Source organism: Glutamicibacter sp. X7 (genome assembly GCF_054889245.1).
The window spans coordinates 1,909,164-1,928,205 of record NZ_CM142678.1 but is presented as its reverse complement, the minus strand read 5'-3'; the positions used below and the strand labels follow the sequence as shown (position 1 = coordinate 1,928,205).

The window sequence follows — 19,042 nt, the reverse complement described above, 5'->3', positions numbered from 1 at the left end:
GCCTTTTGGGACTACCGTTGATCCGGCGCCGCTGCCGGGCGCCGCTGGCTCGGTCGGAAGGTAAGTTCATATGTCCACCATTGGCGTCCTAGCTCTGCAGGGCGATTTTCGCGAGCATCTGCAGGCCCTGGGCAAGCTCGGCGTAGCAACCATCGCGGTGCGTACCGAAGCGGAATTAGCGGCCGTCGACGCGCTGGTGCTCCCCGGCGGTGAGTCTTCGGTGATCGACCGTCTCTCGCGCATCTACGGCCTTGCCGACCCCATTAAAGAGCGTATTGCCGCGGGACTTCCGGTCTATGGATCTTGTGCGGGAATGATCATGCTGGCCGACCGCCTGGATAACCCGGCCATTGACCAGCTGGGGAACGCGCAACAGACCTTTGGCGGTATCGACATGACCGTGCGCCGCAATGCTTTCGGGCGGCAGGTCGACTCCTTCGAGCATCGCATGCAGTTCAACGGGGTGAACCTCGACGCCGTCTTTATCCGGGCTCCCGAAGCCTTGGAAGTGGGCGAGCAGGTGCGCGTGCTGGGTACCGTTCCCGCCGATGGTGAAGGAACTGTTGATAGAATTGTTGCAGTACGACAGGGAAATTTGCTGGCGACCAGCTTTCATCCGGAAGTCACCGGAAGCTTGGCTATCCACCAGTATTTCATCGACATCACGCGAGGAGACGCTTAAAGCATGTCAGGCCACTCCAAATGGGCAACGACCAAGCACAAGAAGGCCGCGATTGACGCCAAGCGCGCGAAGGCCTTCGCCAAATTCATTAAGGGGATCGAAGTCGCGGCGCGTGCCGGCGGTGCCGATCTAGCCGGTAACCCGGCGCTGGAACTTGCCGTGAGCAAGGCCAAGAAGAATTCGGTGCCGATCAACAACATCGAGCGTGCCATCAAGCGCGGTGCCGGCCTCACGGGTGAAGTTGTCGACTACACCGAGATCATCTACGAAGCACGCGGCCCCCAGGGTTCGGCGTTGCTGGTGGAGTGCCTGACCGACAACAAGAACCGTGCCGCCAGCGAGACCCGCGTGGCCATTACCCGTAACGGTGGCACCGTCGCCGACCCGGGCAGCGTGAACTACCTGTTCGCTCGTAAGGGTGTTGTTCGCCTGCCGAAGGGCGATCTGACCGAAGACGATCTGCTGATGGTGGTCCTCGACGCCGGCGCCGATGAGGTGAACGACGAGGGCGAGAACTTCGAGATCATCTGCGAAGCAACCGATCTGCGCGCCGTGGCCACCGCCTTGGACGAAGCCGAGATCGAGTACGAGTCCGATGAAGTCGAGTTCATTCCTTCGATGAAGGTGGACCTGGATGTCGAGGGCGCCCGTAAGTTCCTGCGCCTGTACGACGCCATCGAAGAGCTGGACGATGTGCAGAACGTCTACACCAACGCCGACCTCTCGGATGAGGTTCGTGCCGCGCTGGATGACGAGGACTAATAATTTCCACGCAGCAGCGACAGTCGACGCGTAGCGCTTTACGCGTCGTGGGCGTCGACCCCGGCCTGACCCGTTGCGGTCTAGCCGTGGTCGACGTCCTGCCCAACCGCAAGGTTGAGCTCATCGACGTCACCGTGATTGGCACCCCACCGGGCACGGCGCTTGACGCCCGCCTGTTGGCCGTGGCCAACGGAATCGACGCATGGCTGGAACGTCACCAGCCGGACGTGCTCGCCCTAGAGCGGGTTTTCTCTCAGGTGAATGTCTCCACGGTGATCGGCACCGCCCAGGCTTCGGGAATCGTCATCGTTTCCGCCGCCCGGCAACAAATCCCGGTGGCCCTGCATACCCCCACCGAGGTGAAGGCCGCGGTCACCGGCAGCGGGCAGGCAACCAAGAATGCGGTGGGCAAGATGGTGGCCAAGATTTGCCGGCTCGATGAACCACCGAAGCCCGCCGACGCCGCCGACGCCGTGGCGCTGGCCATCGCCCATGCCTGGCGTGGTGCGGCCGCCGGTTCGCATGCCTCGGCCTCTGCCTCACCGGCGGCACGTTCCGGGGGAGCCGCTCTAACTCCAGCCCAGCGGGCGTGGATTGCCGCCGAGGCCGCCTCGAAGGGTCGAGCGGCCCGCGGCTGATCGCCATTCGTAGATATATTCGATAAGCTGGGTGTTATCGTACAAACCCGAGAAGGAGTGGGATGATCAGCTCACTGACCGGCGTGGTGCAGGCCGCGACCTTGCACACCGCCGTAATCGACGTCCACGGATTCGGCATGCTGGTGCAGGCCACCCCGCAGACGCTGTCCACTCTCAAGGTCGGGGAACGCGCCACCGTACACACCTCCATGGTCGTGCGCGAAGATTCGATGACGCTCTATGGGTTTGCCAGTCCGGAAGAGCGCGAAGTGTTCGAGGTGCTGATCTCGGTGACCGGCATTGGGCCGCGCACCGGCTTGGCGATCCTGGCGGTGCACACCCCCGAAGAGGTGCGTATCGCCGCGAACACCAAAGACACGGCAGCCTTCACCAAGGTCTCCGGCATCGGCCCCAAGGGCGCTAGCCGCATCGTGCTGGAACTGAACGGAAAGCTCGTGCCCACCGGGGCTCCGGTCGGTTCAAACCCAGCGGCACCGGCCGAGACCTGGGAACCGCAGGTTTTGGAGGCGCTGACCGGTCTGGGGTGGACCGAGAAGGACGCGAAATCTACGCTGAAGGCCCTGGCCAAGGCCGAACCCGATCTTATTGCTACCGGCACTGTCCCGGATATTCTGCGCGCCGCCCTGCGTAGCATGTCATCCGGTGCCCGGGCTCGCTAGGAGAAATCACCATGAGTGAGGTCAATCCGCTGACCCAGGCCGGCAGCGAACCCGAGGAGCGAGCGCTCGAGGCTGCGTTGCGTCCAAAGCACCTTGACGAGTTTGTCGGTCAGGGCAGGGTGCGTCGCCAGCTTTCCCTCGTGCTCGAGGCAGCGAAAATCCGTGAGCGCACCGCCGACCACGTGTTGCTTTCCGGACCTCCGGGGCTCGGAAAAACCACCCTGTCGATGATCATTGCGGCCGAAATGAACGCGCCGCTACGTATTTCCTCCGGTCCGGCGATTCAGCATGCCGGTGACCTGGCGGCCATTTTGTCCTCGCTATCCGAGGGCGAAGTACTCTTCCTCGACGAAATTCACCGTATGTCTCGGCCCGCCGAAGAAATGCTCTACATGGCGATGGAAGATTTCCGGGTCGACATCGTGGTCGGTAAGGGTGCCGGGGCCACCGCCATCCCGCTTGAACTTCCGCCTTTTACGCTGGTCGGGGCGACCACCCGCGCCGGATTGCTTCCCGGCCCGCTGCGGGATCGTTTTGGTTTCACCGGCCACCTGGAGTTCTACACAGTCGATGAACTAGAGCTGGTGCTACGCCGCTCAGCGATGATGCTTGATCTTCGGGTCACCTCGGCGGCCTTTACCGAGATCGCCTCCCGGTCCCGCGGCACGCCACGTATCGCTAACCGCCTGCTGCGTCGCGTGCGCGACTGGGCGCTGGTGCACTCCCTCGAAGAGATTGACGCTTCGGCAGCAAGTGCCGCGCTAGACATGTATGAGGTCGACGCGCGCGGCTTGGATCGCCTCGACCGCTCGGTGCTTCTGGCGCTGTGCCAGAAGTTCGGCGGGGGACCGGTGGGCCTATCCACGCTGGCCATCGCCGTCGGCGAGGAAATCGAAACGGTGGAAACGGTCGCCGAACCGTATCTGGTGCGCGAAGGCTTGATGGGACGAACCCCGCGCGGACGCGTGGCAATGCCCGGCGCGTGGGAGCATTTGGGGCTGCGCATGCCGCAGGATGCCGTATTTGCCAGCGCCCAAAGCTATGAATCGGATGAGGATTAGTACTCTTCGCGCTTAATGGTCCAGTGCCAAAGCACACAACGACTAGACTGGAGACGCCCGACACATGTCCACCGTTGGCATGCGCCGGGGTTTCCGAACTTTTGTGACTAGTTGTTAGCAGGTAAACCGCGTGAACTTCCTTGTTCTTGCCCAGGCCGCCGGTGGTGGCTTCAATCCTTCAATGCTGTTGATGGTTGCACTCTTTGCAGTGCTGATCATCATGATGTTCCGTGGCCGTAAGAAGCAGGCGGCACAGCAGGAGAAGTTGAAGAACAACACCGTGCCCGGCGCCAAGGTGATGACCAACTCCGGAATTTTCGGTACCGTGCTCGGTGTTGACGCTCAGGATCGCGTCCAGGTCGAGGTTGCTCCCGGCGTGGTGCTGACCCTGCACCGCCAGGCCATCGCCCAGTTCATTGATTCCGACGCCGAGACCACCGCTGCTGCTACCGCGCAGGAAGATGACAGCGTGCAGGGCGAGACCGTTCAGGGCGAGACCGCCGAGGAAACCATGCGCCGCCTGAATGGCGAGAACAAGGGCGACAACAACGCCTAAGTCCACACCCCGGACTTCACCGGGCACCGTCAATTCGACGAGAAAGCACAATAGATGTCATCAACTGGACCTGTAAAGCAGGCGCGTAGGGCGTTGCTCTGGTTGTTGGTCGTAGTCGTCATCGCAACCGGGATCCTGGTTGCCGGTGTGACTGCGGGCAAAACAGATGCCAGTCCAAAACTCGCTCTGGACCTTGAGGGCGGCACCCAGATGATCCTGGCGCCGCAAGTCAAGGGCAACGAGTCGATCAGTCAAGAACAGCTCGATCAAGCGGTGGAGATTATCCGCCAGCGTGTGGACGGTAGCGGTGTTTCCGAAGCGGAGATCACCACCCAGTCCGGCCGCAACGTCGTTGTCTCGATGCCTGGCGTTCCCAGCAGCGAGACCCGCGAACTTATTCGTGCCTCGGCCGATATGGAGTTCCGTCCGGTGCTAATCGCCGGACCGTTCACCGCCACTCCGGAAGCCGATCGTACTCCCGAGAAAGATATTCCGAAGCCGGAGGGCGACCCCAAGGATGCTTCGGATACCAACTGGATTACCCCCAAACTCTATAAAGAGTTCGAGGCTTATGATTGCGCCGTCGAACTAGCCAAGGCGGATCGCAACGAGGATGACCCGGCCAAGCCGATGATCTCTTGCGATCCCGGGCAGGGCGTGAAGTACATTCTTGGCCCGCAGGAAATCCCTGGCGACCAGATCAAGGACGCCTATGCGGGGATGGTGCGCGGCTCCCAGGGCGCTGTCACCGGTCAATGGGCCGTGAACCTCGAGTTCAACGGCCCTGGTACGAAGGCCTTCTCCGAGACCACCCAGCGTTTGGTGGCCCTGCAGGGTTCACGCAATCAGTTCGCGATTCTGCTCGACGGCACCGTGCTGACCGCGCCAACGACGAACAATGTCATCTCGGATGGGCGGGCGCAGATTACCGGTGGCTTCACCGAGGAGTCTGCGCAGGCCTTGGCGCAGCAGCTGAAATACGGTGCGCTGCCGATTAGCTTCGATATTCAGTCCGAACAGCAGATCTCGGCCACGCTCGGTGCCGACCAGCTCCGTACCGGACTGTTGGCCGGTGTGATCGGTCTGGTTCTGGTCTTCATCTATTCGCTCTTCCAGTACCGTGCTCTGGGTCTGGTGACCATCCTGTCGCTGCTGGTCTCCGGTGTGCTCAGCTACTTGGCACTGGTGTTGCTCGGTTGGGGCATGAACTACCGGCTTTCGCTAGCCGGTGTCGCCGGTCTGATCGTGGCCATCGGTCTGATCGCCGACTCCTTCATCGTCTACTTCGAACGTGTGCGCGATGAGTTGCGTGACGGTCGTCCGCTCGCAAGCGCCGTCGACATCGGTTGGGGCCGTGCTAAGCGCACGATCTTGGCCTCGAAGGCCGTGAACCTGCTGGCCGCCGCCGTGCTGTATCTGGTGGCCGTGGGCAACGTGCGTGGTTTCGCGTTCACCCTGGGCCTGACCGCCATCATTGACCTCATCGTCGTCTACGGTCTGACCCACCCGCTGCTAACCATGCTGGCACGCACCCCGTTCTTCGCCGACGGGCACCGCCTCTCCGGTCTGGACCCATCGCTGTTGGGCGTTGAGCCGCTGTACAAGGGTGCCGGACAGATCCGACGCTTCAACCCCACCGCGGAGGGGAAGCGCAAGCCGAAAGCGAGCGCCGAAGCCAATCGCCGGTTGACCATCGCCGAACGACGGGCAGCTCAAGAAAACCGGGAGGAAGCCAATGAATAAGCTAGTGTCTTGGGGCAATGAGCTTTACACCGGCAAGCGTTCCTACCCCTTTACGGGAAAGCACCGGCTATGGTTCCTCATCGCCGGTCTGCTGGTGATCGCCTCGATCCTCGTGCCGGTCGCCAAGGGCGGATTCCACCTCGGCATTGAGTTTCGTGGTGGCTCGGAGTTCATGATTTCTTCGGTGCAAAACACCGATATCGCCATCGGCGAGCAGGCCGTCAGTGAGGCAGTGCCCGGGCAGGATGCCACGGTGACCAACATTGCACCGCAAACCATGCGCGTGCAGACCGAGCGCCTCTCGGATGATCAGACTCTGACCATCGCCGGCAAGCTCGCCGAGGCCTATGGGGTCTCCGACAAGGAAGTAACCAGTAACTTCATTGGCCCGACCTGGGGCGAGGACGTTTCGCGACAGGCGCTACTGGGCCTGGTGGCCTTCGTCGTGCTGGTGGCGCTGCTCATGGCCGCCTACTTCCGTACCTGGAAGATGTCGATTGCTGCCATTGTCGGTTTGTTGGCCGTCGCCATCATCACCTCCGGTATTTACGCCCTGTCAGACTTTGAAGTCACGCCCAGTGCGATCATTGGCTTCTTGACCATCTTGAGCTTCTCGCTCTACGACACGGTGGTGGTCTTCGATAAGGTGCGCGAAAATACCGCGAATTTCACGGAGCAAACAAAGCGCAGTTTTGAGCAGCTGGTGAATCTGGCCATTAACCAGACCCTAGTGCGTTCCATTAACACCTCGGTGGTGGCCGTGCTGCCGGTGGCCTCGATCCTTTTCATCGGCTCCATGATCTTGGGTGCCGGTACATTGAAGGACCTGTCGCTGGCGTTGTTCGTCGGTATTATCGTCTCCACACTGTCGACCTTGTTCATCCAGGCGCCGTTCTACTACTGGCTGCGCAGCAAGGATAAGGACGTACTGGAACAGCGCGAAAACCTGTAGTCGGGGATTTCGCGAGTCTGCCGGTAAGTGCTGGACTTCAGGTGGCGTTCGAAACTGCGGTTTCGGGCGCCACCTCTGGTTAAAGCAAGGCAAGCATAATTAGTTGTGTGAACTTGAACGTGTTATAACAAATGAACTGCACAATGTGCCGTGCGCCCCGAATCACTCCGGGCCGACGGCCTCTTCATGGGCACGCTGAGCACCGTTAACGGTGGGGGGAAGGAGTGAGGCATGGCGAATACGTCTAACCTCAACGGTAATAAGCGGCGGTCGATTTCTCGTCTGGTGCGCTTTGCCGGACGCGGCACGACCGAAGGTACCTCGCCCACCCTCGAACCGTTGCTGCGCACCGTCAAGGCCCAGCACCCCAAGGCCGACCTGAATCAGCTCATTCACGCTTATGAGGTCGCCGAGAAGTACCACGACGGTCAAAAGCGCAAGAGCGGCGACCCCTACATCACCCACCCGGTCGCGGTGGCCACCATTCTGGCCGAAATGGGCATGACCGGTTCCATTCTTGCCGCGGCCTTACTGCACGATACCGTCGAAGATACCGACTACTCCTTGGAGTCGGTCACCAAAGAATTCTCCGAAGAGATCGCCATGTTGGTCGATGGGGTGACGAAACTCGACAAGGTCACCTACGGGGAGGCCGCACCGGCCGAAACGGTGCGCAAGATGGTCGTTGCGATGTCGCGGGATATCCGCGTGCTTCTGATCAAGTTGGCCGACCGGCTGCATAACGCACGCACCTGGCGTTATGTTTCACCCGAGTCCAGTGCGCGCAAGGCCAAAGAAACTCTCGAGATTTTCGCTCCGCTGGCGCATCGCTTGGGTATGAATACGGTCAAGTGGGAGCTCGAGGATCTCTCCTTCGCGGCGCTACACCCCAAGGTCTACCAGGAAATCGTGCGGATGGTGGGGGAGCGCACCCCCGAACGCGAAAAGTATCTGGCCAATGTGCGCGGCACCCTGCATCAGCATCTGACGCGCGATCATGTCGAAGCCGTCGTCTCGGGGCGTCCCAAGCATTACTATTCGATCTACCAAAAGATGATCGTGCGCGGTAAGGACTTTGACGACATCCATGACCTGATGGGTGTGCGGATTCTGGTGGACTCGGTCAAGGACTGTTATGGCGCGCTGGGTATCGTCCACGAGCTCTGGAACCCCTTGCCGGGCCGGTTCAAGGACTATATTGCGCTACCGAAACTGAACCTGTATCAGTCTCTGCACACCACCGTGATGGGACCCGACGGCAAACCCGTCGAAATCCAGATTCGCACCCACGACATGCACCTGCGCGCCGAATATGGTGTGGCCGCGCACTTCCAGTACAAGCACGGTTCCAACGCAAACTCCATGCTCTCCCCGACGCAGAATATGGACTGGTTGCGTTCCCTGATGGAGTGGCAGCAGGAGACCACCGACTCCGAAGAATTCCTCGACGGGCTACGCTACTCGATTAGTTCCGCCGAAGTGTATGTCTTCACTCCCAAGGGCGACATCATGTCGCTACCCGTCGGCGCCACCCCGGTCGATTTTGCCTACGCGATCCACACCGATGTTGGCCACCGAACCATCGGCTCCCGCGTGAATGGCAAGCTCGTCCCGCTACATACCGAGCTACGCCAGGGCGATATGGTCGAGGTCTTTACCTCCAAGGCCGAAACCGCTGGCCCTTCCCAAGACTGGCAAAACTTTGTCCGCTCGCCACGAGCCAAGGCCAAGATCCGTCAGTACTTCAGTAAAGAGCGCCGCGAAGAGGCGATCGAAAAGGGCAAGGAGCTGCTCACCAAGGAGCTGCGCAAGAGTCACCTGCCGCTACAGAAGGTGATGACCCACGAGTTGCTCACCGCGGTCGCCACCGAACTGCACCATGTCGACATCTCTGCCCTCTACCAGTCGGTCGGTGATGGGCACACTAGCGCACAGAATGTGCTCGAACGCCTCACCGCCCTCGTTGGTCCACCGGAGAGCGAGCAGGTCGAGGAAGAAGCGCTGGTCAGCGTCGCCACCCCGAAGGCCAGCACAGGCAACGATGCCGGTGTGATCGTCGAAGGCGTGGGCGACGTGCTGGTAAAGCTGGCGCGCTGCTGCACCCCGGTGCCCCCGGATGACATTCAAGGATTCGTCACCCGTGGCGCCGGCGTATCGGTACACCGTACGGACTGTTTGAACCTCGCGCAGCTGGCCAACCAGCCCGATCGGCTGGTCAACGTCGCCTGGGCAGATAAGCATCAGGGCGTCTTCCTCGTGGAGATTCAGGTCGAAGCCCTGGACCGCAAGTCGTTGCTCTCCGACGTCACCCGCATTCTGTCGGAAAACCATCTGAACATTCTGGCCGCTAGTGTCCAAACCTCGAAGGAACGCGTGGCTATCTCCCGCTTCTCCTTTGAGATGAGCGACCCGAAGTTCCTGAACCATGTGTTGAACCAGGTCCGGCGCATTGATGGTGTTTATGACGTGTACCGCACGACCTCGGGGAACCGCCGCTAGGTTAGGCGGCACGTAACTGATAAGACTCCACGAGCCGTAACCCGCGGCGCACGCTGGGATGATCCGCCCTACCTTCGAGCGCCGTGGCCACCGCGTCGAGGCTCAGGAATCGATCTCCCAGAACCCGAACCCGGCGCAACACGTCGGCTGCTACATGGATCTCATCCCAACATGCGACGTCGCAGACCGTGCGAAGCAGCGTCGTCACCAGAACGCCGTGCCGGTACTGAATTTCGTCATCCCGAAAGCTGAGCCGCACAAAATCAAAGGTCGGCCCCTCGGGTAGCGCATAGGGCCGATGATACTCATCGCTGGAAATACACAACACCGAGCTATGCGGTAGCAGACCGTGAATCCACGCCGCCGTCAGCCGACAGAGCACGTCGTCGGGGGCCATTCGAGAACCGGCCAAATAGGCGGCGATCCGCGTGCGGACGGTCGGGTCATAGGGCTGGTCGGTGCGTAAGAAACAGCCGCCCATGGTTTCGCGTAAGAGCCCACGATGCACCAGAGCACCCAGTTCATTGCGGGTGAAGGGCTGGCCAACCATGAATAAATCTTCGGGTATACGCAACACGGCGGCGCGTTGCTTGTTGACTTGTTCCATGAGGGAAGTCAATCAGCACGCGCCGCCGCGTGGCGGTCGCCGAAGCGATTTGTGGATTTACTGGAAGTCGGCGGCCGACTTCTCCAGGGTGTTCAGCCACATGCGGCGAGCCTCGAGGGCCTCACGCGCCGCATCGATCTGCTTGGCGTTGCCAGCAGCCTCGGCCTGAGCCAGATCATCTTCGAGCTGCGCGATGGTGTCCTGCAGCTGCGAGAGCATCGAGTTCGAACGGGCCTTGGTCTCCGGGTTGGAGCGACGCCACTGCTCGTCTTCGGCGCTCTTCACGGCATCCTCAACCTGACGTAGCGCGGATTCCACGCGCTGCAGATCGCCGCGCGGGACCTTACCGGCGGCATCCCAGCGGTCGCGAATGGAGTCCAGTGCCTTCTTTGCGGCCGCAAGATCCTTGATCGGCAACAAGGCACGAGCCTCTTCCAGGAGCGCCTCCTTGACCACGAGGTTCTCGCGGAACTCGGCCTCGACCTTGGCGTTCTGCTCGGCACGGGCCTGGAAGAACACATCTTGAGCGGCACGGAAACGGCTCCATAGGGCGTCGTCATCCTTGCGCGAGGCACGGCGCGACTTCTTCCACTCGTCCATCAAGCGACGGTACTCGGCGGCCGTTGCACCCCAGTCCGTGGAGGTCTGCAGCGCCTCGGCACGCGCGATCAGCTCTTCCTTCACACGCTTGGCTTCGGCGTTGTTGGAGTCCAGCTGCGAGAAGAACGCCCGGCGGTGGCGATCAAAGGTCGTGCGGGCCGCACGGAATCGCTTCCACAGGGCATCTTCGGTGGCTCGCGGCAAACGCACCGACGAACGCTGCGCTTCCTTCCACTGGTCGAAGAGCTCGTTCATGGAACCCGAGGCAGTCTTCCACTGCACCTGCTCGGGGCGCTTCGCGGCCAGTTCCTCGGCCTTTTCCACGATGGCTTCGCGCACCGCAAGCATCTCGGCGCGGGCGGCCTCGGCGGCCTTGCGCTGATCGGCCTGCAGCGACTCGATGGCCACGCGCAGGGTTTCCACGCGGGACTCGAGGGCGGCAATGTCGCCGACCATATGGCGCTCGGCGATCAACGAGTTGATCGTCTCGAGGGCCTTATGCATGTCATTGGCCGGTGCCTTGGCGGCAACGCGCTGCTCGAGCAACACGATCTGGGCGATGACGTCGTCGTACTTGCGCACGAAGTACGCCAGTGCTTCTTCCTTCGTCGCGTCCGGGTACTGGCCTACCGGGTGCTCGGTGCCGTCGATGATAACGAACACATGCCCGTCATCGGTCACGCGGGCGAACGCCGCGGCCTCTTCGAGCGAGGTGGCCGGTGCGGCCGGGGTTGCTGCCGGTGCATTGGCGGCGGGCTTAACAGCCTGCGGCACGGGGATGGTCTTCTGGTCGTCGGATTCTTGACTGGTGGTCACCGCTGGAACTCTTTCATGATTTTGAGCATTTGCTAGTGGCTACTCTACCTGTGAGGTGCACCGCGATGTAACCGTGGCTACGTAAACAGCGAGGTGTGTTGCGAAGTAAGATGGACAGGCAGTTTTGTTTCGTTTCAAGGAGATTCATGGCACGCAAGGCCTCATTGTCCGGTTTTCCCGAATGGCTACCCGCGGAACGCGTTGTCGAGCAGCATGTGCTGGACACCTTGCGCAGAATCTTCGAATTGCATGGATTCGCCAATATCGAAACCCGTGCGGTGGAAACCCGCGCCCAGTTGTTGCGCAAGGGCGAGATCGATAAGGAAGTGTACGGGCTCTCCCGCTTGGCCGCGGAGGACGATAAGAACGACCCGAACGCACTGGCCCTGCATTTCGATCTGACCGTGCCCTTTGCCCGTTACGTGGTGGAGAACGCCGGTCACCTGGCCTTCCCATTCCGGCGCTACCAGATGCAGAAGGTTTGGCGTGGCGAACGACCACAGGATGGTCGCTTCCGTGAGTTCACTCAGGCCGACATCGACGTGGTGGGCGAGGGCGAACTTCCCTTCAGCTACGACGTGGAGCTGGCGCTGACCATTGCCGACGCACTCTCGGCGCTACCGATCGGCGACTTCCGCCTGCGCGTGAATAACCGAAAGCTCGCCGAAGGCTTCTACCTGGGTCTGGGGTTGGAAGACCCCGACGCGGTACTGCGCGCCATCGACAAGCTGGAGAAGATTGGCCCCGACGCGGTCGCCAAGATCCTCATCGAGGAGGTCGGCGCCAATGAGCAGCAGGCTCGCGCCGCCCTGGATCTGGCCCAAATCCGCTCCCTGGATACCGGGTTCGTGGATCAGGTCCGCGCCCTGGGCGTCAGCCACGAGCTGCTGGAGATCGGGCTCGATGAACTGTCGCAGGTTATCGCCGCGGCCTCGAAGCGGGCTCCGGGCAAGGTCATGGCCGACCTGTCGATCGCCCGCGGGCTGGACTACTACACCGGCACCGTGTACGAAACGGTGCTCGTGGGCCACGAGTCGCTCGGCTCCATCTGCTCCGGCGGCCGCTACGAATCGCTGGCGACCAAGGGCAAGAAGAACTACCCGGGCGTGGGCCTGTCGATCGGCGTGACCCGTTTGATTTCCCGGATCCTGGCCGAGGAAACCGTCAGCGCCGCCCGCAGCGTGCCGTCGGTGGTTTACATCACCCTGGCTAACGACGAGTCCTGGCACGAGGCACAGGATGTTGCCGCGCAGCTTCGCGGCCGGGGGATCGCCTGCGAGGTGGCCTCCAGTGCCGAGAAGTTCGGCAAGCAGATCAAATACGCGGACCGTCGCGGCATTCCATTCGTCTGGTTTACCCAGCCCGATGGTAGCCACGAGATCAAGGACATTCGCTCGGGCGAACAGTTCGCGGCCGATCCGACCAGCTGGCAGCCGCCGGCCGAGGATCTGACGAACTTAGTGAAGTAAAGCTCGTGCACTAAACTCGTGTGCAGCGGCAAGCTGCCACATCCACCTGTTCCAACCGAAAGGATCGTAGTGCTACGCACTCATCAGCTGGGCGAACTTCGCGCCGAGCACATTTCAGAGCAAGTCACCCTGACCGGCTGGGTGGCCCGGCGCCGCGACCACGGCGGCGTGGCTTTCTTGGACCTGCGTGATGCCTCGGGCTTCGCCCAGGTGGTGGTGCGCGATGAGGCCGACTTCCACCCGCTGCGCAATGAATTTGTGCTGCAGGTCAAGGGCACCGTGGAACGCCGCCCGGAGGGCAACGAGAATCCTGCCCTGCCGACCGGCGAAATTGAGGTGATCGCCGACGAGGTGATCGTGCTGAACACCTCCGCCCCGCTGCCGTTCCAGATCGATGAGCATGTCGAGGTCGGCGAGGAGGCGCGTCTGCGTCACCGCTACCTGGACTTGCGTCGCCCGGCTCCGGCCAAGGCCCTGCGGCTGCGCTCGGAGGCGAACCGTATCGCCCGTAACCTGCTGCACGATCAGGGTTACGTGGAAATCGAGACCCCTACGCTGACCCGCTCCACCCCGGAAGGAGCCCGTGACTTCGTGGTGCCGGCCCGTCTGGCCCCGGGTAGCTGGTACGCGCTGCCGCAGTCGCCGCAGCTGTTCAAGCAGCTCCTTCAGGTCGGTGGCTTCGAGAAGTACTACCAGATCGCGCGTTGCTACCGCGATGAGGACTTCCGCGCCGATCGTCAGCCGGAATTCACCCAGCTGGACATCGAGGCCTCGTTCGTTGAGCAGGATGACATCATCGCCCTGGGCGAAGCCCTGGTGAAGGAACTGTGGGCCCTGATCGATGTGGAGATCCCGACCCCGATTCAGCGCATGACCTACGCCGACGCCATGGCCAAGTACGGTAGCGACAAGCCGGATCTGCGTTTCGGTTTGGAACTGACCGAAATGACCGAGTACTTCGCCAACACCACCTTCAAGGTGTTCCAGGCCGATTACGTCGGCGCCGTGGTGATGCCAGGCGGCGCGTCGCAGCCGCGACGCACGCTGGATGCCTGGCAGGAATTTGCCAAGCAGCGCGGTGCCAAGGGTCTGGCCTACGTGCTGATCAAGGAAGATGGCGAACTGGCCGGTCCGGTGGCCAAGAACCTTTCCGAGGAAGAGAAGGCCGGCCTGGCGGCCGCAACCGGCGCCAGCAACGGTGACTGCATCTTCTTCTCCGCCGGCGACAAGGCCGAATCCCGTGCCCTGCTCGGCGCGGTACGCGTGGAAATCGGTCACCGCACCGGCCTGATCAAGGACGGCGACTGGGCTTTCGTGTGGGTGGTTGACGCCCCGATGTTCGAGCCGGCCGCCTCCGCGGTTGCTTCCGGCGATGTGGCCGTCGGTGCCGGTGCTTGGACCGCGGTGCACCACGCCTTCACCAGCCCGAAGCCAGAGTTCGTCGACACGTTCGACACCGATCCGGCCTCGGCACTGTCCTACGCCTACGACATTGTCTGCAACGGCAATGAAATCGGTGGCGGCTCGATCCGTATCCACCAGCGCGAAATGCAGGAGCGCGTGCTGAAGGTTATGGGTGTTTCCCCGGAGCAGGCTGAAAGCCAGTTCGGCTTCCTGCTCGAAGGCTTCAAGTTCGGCGCCCCACCACATGGTGGTATCGCCTTCGGCTGGGACCGTGTGCTGCAGCTACTGACCGGGTCCGATTCGATTCGCGATGTTATCGCCTTCCCGAAGACCGGTGGCGGGTTCGACCCGCTGACCTCGGCTCCGGCACCGATTACCGCGCAGCAGCGCAAGGAAGCCGGAATCGATTTCAAGCCCGAAAAGAAGAAGGCCGAAGCGCAGGCTCCGGCGAACTCCTAAGGGTTTAGTTGTTCACCATCGCGGGTTGGTCGGCACCAGATATGGTGCTGACCGGCCCGCGATGGATTCTTCTATGTCTGTCAAGGCGTAACTGGAGCTTGGTCAAATGTTGCTGAAACACTGAAGATCTTGAAAATTCGACGGACGAGATAGCGTTTGATGCATCGGCGGATCTCCCGATCAGTTTTCCCCTGAGCCTGACGCTTCTCGACATAGATACGTGTCTCTTCGTCATGAGTCATACGTGTCACCGCCGCCAAGTGTAGGGCAGCATTCAACGACCGATCACCGCCTCGATTAAGTCGGTGCCTGATCGTATTCCCGGACGATGCAGGAATCGGATTTACTCCTGCCAAACAGGCAAATGCCGCTTCATTGCGCACCCGCCCTTCATGGGACCACGCGACGAAGCATTTCGCTACGGTGATTGCCTTGAACCCGATTTCATTTAGTAAGGGTGCTGCTTCGCTGGCTTTGACCAGTTCGTCTAGTTGCTGCTCATTGGTCGCTAGGTGCTGGTCCAAGTCCATGACATGTTTGGCCAGGCGTACTGCTTCAGACCGTGCAATCCGCAGCGACAGCTCTTCTTCCCGCTCTCTCCAGCGGCTGATCTCAGTGATCTGGCTGCCGGTGAGCTTCTTGCGGGCATCAATCCCCAACTCGTTGCTGCGTACCAGGGCGTTTAGAGCGTTCATGGCCCTGGTACGGTCTTTCGCCATCGAGCTGCGTGCCGTGACGAGGATCCGTAATCCTTGGCGGATCCCTTCATTCAGCCGTGGATGGCGTAGCTTCTCTACCGGTAACGGCAGGGAAGCTGCCGCCATTCGGTGGGCGTCTAAAGCATCAGTTTTTCCCACGCCACGGTTCTGTTTCTTGCTCATGCGCGGTGCCTCGGTGACGGGGAATCCATGGGCGGCGACCGTGCCGGCAAGGATTGCCCCGTAGGTGGCGGTCCCTTCGATCACCCACAGGGTGTCTGCGTTGCCTTCGGTTCGTCGCGCGACCCAGGCGATGGCCCGGTTAATCCCAGTACTGGTCACTGGAAATGACTGCGTATCGAGCAACGCACCGTTGCTTGCGTTGATGATGGCGTAGACATGGTTGCGTGCGTGAGTGTCGACACCCACGACAAATGGATAAGAATGAGCGACGATAGGTTGTGCGGTCACCGTACTTTCCTTTCCTGGATTTTCTTGGTCGGCCGTGAACGGCCGGTACCAGTCCGGGTAAGGGTCACTACGGAACAGCACTGTGATGGGTCACGCCCCTAGAAAGGGGTGGACAATCTTCTGATCAAGTCACCGTGGTGGGCCGGATTGGTTCCGGCCGACCCACCCCGATCAGATGGACAGATCCATCGGATGACACCTTTCGGGTCAGCGTTTTAATGAGTCACATCCTCGGGGTGGGGCGGCTGGTTCTTATCCTGCCAGCTAGTCCCAGACCAGCTACCTCCATACTCACAGGCATTTAACCGGCACTTGGCGGGGTCAAAGATCCGAGCCAGATGTGGGCAGTGGCGGGACGGGACTATAGCTCCTGGCGTAACATTCCACGGCGAGGATGCGGCTCATGTCGTAAGTCCGGGTAAAGTTGCACACGCCCTAGCGGCGCCGTAAACTAGAAACAACATTCGGACCCACTCGACTTAGTCGGGTGGGTTCTTCGTTTATAAGGACGTCAAGTGAGGGTTATAGGCAATAATTGGTGTCTGGCCCGGGCGTGTTACCGGGCCGGACCCTGTGAAACCACGGTGGCTAGTGGCTGCGCCCGCCCCAGCCAGACCTGGAATATAAGCCTTCCTCAGCGGTCGTGTGCCTGCCGTAAAGCACTGGGCCAACTTGTTCCTCGTCCGGTTTCATCGTGGCTTCTCGTTCCAAGACCAGCTTTCCCGAGGCCCGGATCATTGTCGGCAAGTTCGCTCTTGACCTCGGTTCTGCACGGTTCCAGCAGAACCATTCACAAGCCCGCCGGCGATGCTCGATGGGCATCCCGCGGTGATGCGAAATCAGCGCCCGGATCCCGGAATTGATCCCTCCTTCAATCATGTTCGTCGTCGCGCTGATGCTCAACCCGTCCAAGTCCTCGTCCAGATACGTGAACACGTGGCCGCGCTTGAGCGGTGTGGCCATGCTGCGGTAGGCGTTACGTAGCCGCTCATGCGTGTACCACCACGGTCGTGTGGACTTGACGCTTTTGGGCAATGGGCCGTTCCAGTCTTTCGCGTATGTTTTTTCCTCCAGCAGGTGCTGGTAGCAGGCCTGCCAGGACGCGAACGCGGCACTCCATTCAGCGGCTGCAGCCCGGGTCTTGATCTTTGTGAGCTTCAGGCTCAAGCGCCGTAGTGACTTGCCAGGTTCAGTTCGCGGTCTCATGCTCAGGTGCGTGCGTACGTTGCGTTGCAGATGCACTAGGCAGCGTTGGATTTTCACCTTCGGCCAGAGGGACTTCAGTGCTTTGAGCAGTCCCGAGCCACCGTCGGTAACTACAACTCTGGGCTCGGGGAAGTGCTTGAGCAGTTCGAGCCATGCCGCTGATTTTTCCTGATCGCACCACTGCCATCCAATGACCTTGCCGTGGGCGATAGCGATCAGTAGGCACCATCCTGGGCGGAGGTAAATGCCGTCGATCTGGATCTCGGCAAAGACTTCGCCGGTGTGGTGCAAAAATGGGTGCACGTTCCAGCACCACTGGGTTTGCTGGCGGAAGGTGCGTCCGGTTCCTCCGGCGAATTCTGCTTGGGACTGTTTGCTGGTCAGCCAGCTGATAAAGCCGGCTAGGACGTTGCGTGCGGTGGTGTCTGGACGTGCTCGGGTTGTGGAGGCGTTGCAGGTGATGCATCGCCAGCGTTGCTTGCCGTTGCGTTTCCCGTTTTTCTTTTGAGGGCTCTGGCAGATACTGCATAGGTGGGTGTTTTGTCTTGTAGGGGTCACGCCTATGGGAACAACGTCCATGAGGGACTTGATTCTGCCCCGGGATTCCGGGGCAGAATCAAGTTTCGGGACACCATTTATTGCCTATAGCCCTCAAGTGAAGTGTTGGATCGATCTCGATGCGCAAGTGCAGAGGCACATCGACCGTGGCTTGGAGCTAGGGGGAACATCCCGTAAACAGTTTGCCCTGTTCCTCTACTCAAGCAATTACTACCGAGTAAGCGGGTATGGTCGTTGCTTTTATGAACCCGGTACAGAGATGTACAAGACAGGAACGTCTGCAGAGCTTCTCATGGACATCTACGACCATGATCGGGCTATCCGAAACATGGTGCTCGAGGGGATTGGCGTCGTTGAACCAACTCTGAGAAGCCGCGTTGCATATCACGTTGCGCATGTCTTGGGCAGTGACGATGGTTATTTGCGTAAGGATTTTTATCTTCCATCGACTGCCGAGCCTGACGCCCTAGACGTGAAAGCTCGTCAGCGCTGGAATGCTGAAGTTAGGAACCGCGACAAGGTACTCGCTAGCTTTCAGGAGCTCCGGAACAGGAATGAGATTTTCATCCAGCATCACATTATAAACGGAGATCCCATTCCATTTTGGGCGATCATCGAGGTGGTCTCGTTCGGAACGTTCTCGAGATTCTTGCGAGCATTGCGCGATAAAAGTTTGCTCGGACCTGTAACTAAATCGTTGAATCTGGAGGATGAGCGCAAGTTCGTGCAGGCCGTTCAGAATCTGGCTTTCTTCCGCAATATTGCGGCGCATCACGGGCGGATTTGGAACCGGCGCCTCGATGGACACGTGACGTTGCCGCAACTAGCTTTGTCAGTGAAGCGGGAGTACTTATCTCCTAAGACACCCGCGGCCGCACTCACCTTGCTGGCAGGGCTAGTTGACCAAGTCGAGGGCGACAGTAGCTTTTCGACGACGCTTCTGGACCTTGTTCACGACTCAGATGAATATGCGCGTGGTTGTTATAGGCCAATTCTTTGAGGAGTACTGTGCGTTGCGCCTCACCTTGACTCGCGAGGAGAACAGCAGAACATTTGAAGAGCTGGAGTTCTAAGCTCTGCTCGCGAGTGGCGCCAGCTACCGGGTCGGGAATGACAGACTTTTATCCCCTGTGATTCACCCACAATAGTTTGCGAGCTCAGGCTAACACCGGCAGATGTCT

16 protein-coding genes are annotated in these 19,042 nt (G+C 60.6%); 12 read left to right on the top strand and 4 right to left on the bottom strand.

Annotated elements, in window-relative coordinates:
• Positions 1-70: 70 nt before the first annotated feature.
• From pdxT to ACYU0X_RS09250, 9 genes are all read left to right on the top strand, one after another.
• Positions 71-682 carry a pyridoxal 5'-phosphate synthase glutaminase subunit PdxT gene (gene pdxT / locus ACYU0X_RS09290; RefSeq protein WP_461900353.1) on the top strand — a complete coding sequence of 204 codons (612 nt, stop codon included), beginning with the start codon at positions 71-73 and terminating at the stop codon, positions 680-682.
• A gap of 3 nt (positions 683-685) precedes the next feature.
• Positions 686-1,444 carry a YebC/PmpR family DNA-binding transcriptional regulator gene (locus tag ACYU0X_RS09285; RefSeq protein WP_418906707.1) on the top strand — a complete coding sequence of 253 codons (759 nt, stop codon included), beginning with the start codon at positions 686-688 and terminating at the stop codon, positions 1,442-1,444.
• Between the two features lie 47 nt (positions 1,445-1,491).
• Positions 1,492-2,082 carry a crossover junction endodeoxyribonuclease RuvC gene (gene ruvC / locus ACYU0X_RS09280; protein ID WP_309407021.1) on the top strand — a complete coding sequence of 197 codons (591 nt, stop codon included), beginning with the start codon at positions 1,492-1,494 and terminating at the stop codon, positions 2,080-2,082.
• 62 nt (positions 2,083-2,144) lie between these two features.
• Complete coding sequence (gene ruvA / locus ACYU0X_RS09275) at positions 2,145-2,762, top strand: Holliday junction branch migration protein RuvA (protein WP_461900350.1); 618 nt, start codon at positions 2,145-2,147, stop codon at positions 2,760-2,762.
• Positions 2,763-2,773: 11 nt separating this feature from the next.
• Complete coding sequence (ruvB, locus tag ACYU0X_RS09270) at positions 2,774-3,823, top strand: Holliday junction branch migration DNA helicase RuvB (RefSeq protein ID WP_461900348.1); 1,050 nt, start codon at positions 2,774-2,776, stop codon at positions 3,821-3,823.
• A 130-nt stretch (positions 3,824-3,953) separates the two neighbouring features.
• Positions 3,954-4,379, top strand: a complete 426-nt coding sequence (yajC, locus tag ACYU0X_RS09265) for a preprotein translocase subunit YajC (protein WP_418906705.1) — start codon at positions 3,954-3,956, stop codon at positions 4,377-4,379.
• Between the two features lie 54 nt (positions 4,380-4,433).
• Positions 4,434-6,122 carry a protein translocase subunit SecD gene (secD, locus tag ACYU0X_RS09260; RefSeq protein WP_461900347.1) on the top strand — a complete coding sequence of 563 codons (1,689 nt, stop codon included), beginning with the start codon at positions 4,434-4,436 and terminating at the stop codon, positions 6,120-6,122.
• Positions 6,115-7,074 (top strand): protein translocase subunit SecF, encoded by a 960-nt coding sequence (gene secF, locus ACYU0X_RS09255; RefSeq protein WP_461900345.1) that lies wholly within the window; start codon positions 6,115-6,117, stop codon positions 7,072-7,074. The genes secD and secF overlap by 8 nt, the downstream gene beginning before the upstream one ends.
• Before the next feature lie 231 nt (positions 7,075-7,305).
• Positions 7,306-9,573 carry a RelA/SpoT family protein gene (locus tag ACYU0X_RS09250; RefSeq protein ID WP_418906702.1) on the top strand — a complete coding sequence of 756 codons (2,268 nt, stop codon included), beginning with the start codon at positions 7,306-7,308 and terminating at the stop codon, positions 9,571-9,573.
• Between the two features lies 1 nt (position 9,574).
• Here the strand turns inward: ACYU0X_RS09250 and ACYU0X_RS09245 are convergent, their stop codons facing one another.
• Both ACYU0X_RS09245 and ACYU0X_RS09240 read right to left on the bottom strand, forming a co-directional pair.
• The gene (locus ACYU0X_RS09245; RefSeq protein WP_461900343.1) at positions 9,575-10,180 is read right to left on the bottom strand and encodes a hypothetical protein; all 606 of its coding nucleotides are present in this window, start codon (positions 10,178-10,180) and stop codon (positions 9,575-9,577) included.
• Positions 10,181-10,237: 57 nt separating this feature from the next.
• The gene (locus ACYU0X_RS09240) at positions 10,238-11,596 is read right to left on the bottom strand and encodes a DUF349 domain-containing protein (RefSeq protein WP_309407036.1); all 1,359 of its coding nucleotides are present in this window, start codon (positions 11,594-11,596) and stop codon (positions 10,238-10,240) included.
• A 146-nt stretch (positions 11,597-11,742) separates the two neighbouring features.
• Here ACYU0X_RS09240 and hisS point away from each other — a divergent pair, with 146 nt between their 5' ends.
• Complete coding sequence (gene hisS, locus ACYU0X_RS09235) at positions 11,743-13,065, top strand: histidine--tRNA ligase (protein WP_461900341.1); 1,323 nt, start codon at positions 11,743-11,745, stop codon at positions 13,063-13,065.
• Positions 13,066-13,134: 69 nt separating this feature from the next.
• Positions 13,135-14,928 carry an aspartate--tRNA ligase gene (gene aspS / locus ACYU0X_RS09230; RefSeq protein WP_418906698.1) on the top strand — a complete coding sequence of 598 codons (1,794 nt, stop codon included), beginning with the start codon at positions 13,135-13,137 and terminating at the stop codon, positions 14,926-14,928.
• A gap of 80 nt (positions 14,929-15,008) precedes the next feature.
• On the opposite strand, the gene ACYU0X_RS09225 is transcribed toward aspS, so the two are convergent.
• A complete protein-coding gene (locus ACYU0X_RS09225) occupies positions 15,009-16,097 on the bottom strand; it encodes an IS110 family RNA-guided transposase (protein WP_461900339.1) in 1,089 nt (362 codons plus the stop codon).
• A 588-nt stretch (positions 16,098-16,685) separates the two neighbouring features.
• On the bottom strand, positions 16,686-17,882 hold the full coding sequence (locus tag ACYU0X_RS09220; RefSeq protein ID WP_461900337.1) for an IS1249 family transposase: 1,197 nt from the start codon (positions 17,880-17,882) through the stop codon (positions 16,686-16,688).
• Here ACYU0X_RS09220 and ACYU0X_RS09215 point away from each other — a divergent pair.
• Positions 17,881-18,861 carry an Abi family protein gene (locus ACYU0X_RS09215; RefSeq protein WP_461900335.1) on the top strand — a complete coding sequence of 327 codons (981 nt, stop codon included), beginning with the start codon at positions 17,881-17,883 and terminating at the stop codon, positions 18,859-18,861. The genes ACYU0X_RS09220 and ACYU0X_RS09215 overlap by 2 nt on opposite strands.
• The last annotated feature ends 181 nt before the right edge of the window (positions 18,862-19,042 follow it).

Bases quoted from the DNA above. Each gene is read 5' to 3' on its own strand.
- pdxT (WP_461900353.1), top strand. From the start codon at position 71: ATGTCCACCATTGGCGTCCTAGCTCTGCAGGGCGATTTTCGCGAGCAT.
- ACYU0X_RS09285 (WP_418906707.1), top strand. From the start codon at position 686: ATGTCAGGCCACTCCAAATGGGCAACGACCAAGCACAAGAAGGCCGCG.
- ruvA (WP_461900350.1), top strand. From the start codon at position 2,145: ATGATCAGCTCACTGACCGGCGTGGTGCAGGCCGCGACCTTGCACACC.
- ruvB (WP_461900348.1), top strand. From the start codon at position 2,774: ATGAGTGAGGTCAATCCGCTGACCCAGGCCGGCAGCGAACCCGAGGAG.
- secD (WP_461900347.1), top strand. From the start codon at position 4,434: ATGTCATCAACTGGACCTGTAAAGCAGGCGCGTAGGGCGTTGCTCTGG.
- secF (WP_461900345.1), top strand. From the start codon at position 6,115: ATGAATAAGCTAGTGTCTTGGGGCAATGAGCTTTACACCGGCAAGCGT.
- ACYU0X_RS09250 (WP_418906702.1), top strand. From the start codon at position 7,306: ATGGCGAATACGTCTAACCTCAACGGTAATAAGCGGCGGTCGATTTCT.
- ACYU0X_RS09245 (WP_461900343.1), bottom strand. From the start codon at position 10,180: ATGGAACAAGTCAACAAGCAACGCGCCGCCGTGTTGCGTATACCCGAA.
- hisS (WP_461900341.1), top strand. From the start codon at position 11,743: ATGGCACGCAAGGCCTCATTGTCCGGTTTTCCCGAATGGCTACCCGCG.
- ACYU0X_RS09215 (WP_461900335.1), top strand. From the start codon at position 17,881: ATGAGGGACTTGATTCTGCCCCGGGATTCCGGGGCAGAATCAAGTTTC.
- ACYU0X_RS09220 (WP_461900337.1), bottom strand. From the start codon at position 17,882: ATGGACGTTGTTCCCATAGGCGTGACCCCTACAAGACAAAACACCCAC.